Below are 2,585 nucleotides of genomic sequence, written 5' to 3' on the forward strand. Positions count from 1 at the left end.
AATAGCAAAATAGCCCTCAATCTGAAAAAATTCAAGATTGTAGGGCTATTTGTCATGCGTACTAATAGGTACGCTTTTTTAATCCCTGTTTTAAGTTTTTCAATGCGTCATTTGAATTCGGGCTTACAATATAGGAGATAAATAAAAAATGCGCACCCTTCTGGTACGCACAACGAATAGCCCTACAATCCCAAGTTTTTCGGATTGAGGGCTATTTTGCTATTGCACATGATTCACGAATGGTTTTCGACCATGGTAAATAGCAATCTAATATTTTTGGCTGTTGATGGATTGGTAAACTTGGGAGTTCCGACAATACTTTCGCTAGGTATTGATAAAAATCAATGCCATTCGCTTTTGCCGTTTCAGCCAAGCTTAAACAGATGGCATTCGCATCGGCTCCCGATTCACTGACGGAAAACAGCCAATTTTTACGTCCAATGATATTTGGGCGAATCGCATTTTCAGCTGGATTGTTATCCATTTCAATGCGCCCATCATACAGAAAAAGCTTTTAGACCTTCGGCGTGCTTCAATGTATACTCCGCAGCTTTGGCAAGGGCATTCTTCCCATAGAAAGGAGATTCTTCAATCCATTTGAAAAATGCCTCGACAATAGGTTTGGACTCTTTTTGTCTAGCTTTTCTCCGTTCGCTCGGCCGAAGTTTCTTAAATTTCCGTTCTAGGCGGTAAAGTCGATCACAATAATCGACACCAATCCGTCCATTTTTACTTTCGGCTTTTAACCAGTATCGACGAACATGAGCCCAGCAGTTGGCAAAATGAATATTTGGTACATCATGGTATGCAGAATATCCATCGCAGATAATCGTCCCTTTAAAGCCTTTCATAAAGTCAGTCAAAATTTCCCGACTACGGGATAAAGCACTATGGAACAGAACAATTGCCGGTCCTTGGGAAGCAACGCTACGGAACACCCAGTTGTAAGCTTTAGATTGAGCTGGCTTTCCATCTGAGCGGTTCAATACTTGGGCATAGGTTTCATCGACATGAAGAATTGATTTTTTCATGAGGGTTTCTTTCATTCGATTATATAATGGAAGAAGCCAATCTTCTGCCGTGCGAATCACCCAGTTTGATAGGTTTTTATCATTGGTTAGTAAACCATAACGATGCCATTCCTTTACTTGCCGATGTAAAGGCAAATAGAGGACAAACTTGTCATAAATCAGTTTTGCTAAGACCGTTGGTCCTGCAATACTTCGCTGAATGGCAGGTTGTGGTGCTTTACCTCGCTTGATTTGTGAGTTTTTATGTAAATCTTTTTTACAGGACCTACACTCATAAGCGTGTTCAATATGCTGAACACGCTTCATCGTAGCTGGTATGAATTTCGCTTCTTCCCGTACAACCGTACTGCCAATCTCTGTCATAAGTGATTGACAACACTCGCATTGTAGATTTTCCGGATGATGATGTATTTCTTCAATTTCTAAACCATCTATAAAAGAATCATTTCGTTTTTTCTTGTTATGTCGTTTACGAACAACGGTGTAAGTCACGGTGTCCGTGCTTTGTTCTCCTGTGTGCTCAGGTTCCTTAAAAAAAGGGTCGTCATCAAACAAAGAACACTGTCCATCTGGAGCTTGGTACTTTGATTTTTCGGATTTTGAACCATAAAGAAGTTTCGTGAGATAGCGAACTTGCTCAGTCAACACTTCAATTTGTTTGGATAGCTCCTTGTTTTGATTGGTTAACTGATCATTTTGTTTCTTCATATATGTTAACTGTTCTTCAAGAAGTTGAATGACTTTTTCAGTCGGCATTGAAGTGTCGCCCAAACGATTCACCACATTTCCGTACAGATTTCATATTGAATTGATTATATCATTAAATTGGTAACTAGAAGATACCTTTTTTCGATTTTTGGCCATTGGAGTTTGCCGTTATCGATTCGTTTGTATAACATGGCGAAGCCATCTCCATCAAAATACAAACATTTATACCGGTCTTTCTTCCGTCCACAAAATAAAAAAATGGCGTCACTATATGGATCAAGTTCGAAAGAATCTTGAATCAACGTTGCCAAACCATCAATCCCTTTTCTCATATCCGTACGGCCACAGATAATATAGATATTTTTACATTTCGTAAAATCATGAATCACTATGATTCAACTCCTTGATGACCGTTTGAATGATGTGAGGTTTTACACCGGGGTAAAAGGAGATTTTCAAATCCGTTGCTTGAATCACGCATACAGGTCTGTGAGGGGCACAACTCGTTGAAGTGGGAGTTGAATCGGAATCAGGTTCCAATTTGACGGGTACGATATTTAGTTTTTCAATTGCCAAATCAAAACACCTCCTCTGTAATCGATAACTCTATCTTACAGGGAGGTGTGATTGATTTATATGCGTTGTTTGAATTCGGGCTTACATTATACTTTTATAGAAAAATGATGTGCAGGATTTTGCTTTTCGATGCGAATCCTGCACTTTTTAGTGCGCCTGGCATGGGTGTAATCTATAGGGTGTAAGTCCCGAACTGTGAAGGCAGAAGTAACAGTTAGCTTAACGCAAGGGTGTCCGTGGTGACGCGGAATCTGAAGGAAGCGAGCGGCA

Annotated in this window: 2 protein-coding genes and 1 pseudogene; all 3 read right to left on the minus strand. The window is 39.9% G+C overall.

The window, feature by feature from the left end; genetic code table 11:
- Positions 1-211: 211 nt before the first annotated feature.
- A pseudogene (tnpC, locus tag ACFPOH_RS11235) lies at positions 212-1,787 on the minus strand (IS66 family transposase).
- A gap of 56 nt (positions 1,788-1,843) precedes the next feature.
- Positions 1,844-2,128 (minus strand): IS66 family insertion sequence element accessory protein TnpB, encoded by a 285-nt coding sequence (tnpB, locus tag ACFPOH_RS11240; RefSeq protein ID WP_390309690.1) that lies wholly within the window; start codon positions 2,126-2,128, stop codon positions 1,844-1,846.
- The gene (locus ACFPOH_RS11245; RefSeq protein ID WP_390309692.1) at positions 2,118-2,315 is read right to left on the minus strand and encodes a hypothetical protein; all 198 of its coding nucleotides are present in this window, start codon (positions 2,313-2,315) and stop codon (positions 2,118-2,120) included. Before ACFPOH_RS11245 ends, tnpB begins: the two co-directional genes overlap by 11 nt.
- Positions 2,316-2,585: the final 270 nt, after the last annotated feature.

The sequence above is a fragment of the Ureibacillus suwonensis genome, from assembly GCF_042655065.1.
In the GTDB taxonomy this organism is placed as follows: Bacteria; Bacillota; Bacilli; order Bacillales_A; family Planococcaceae; genus Ureibacillus; species Ureibacillus suwonensis.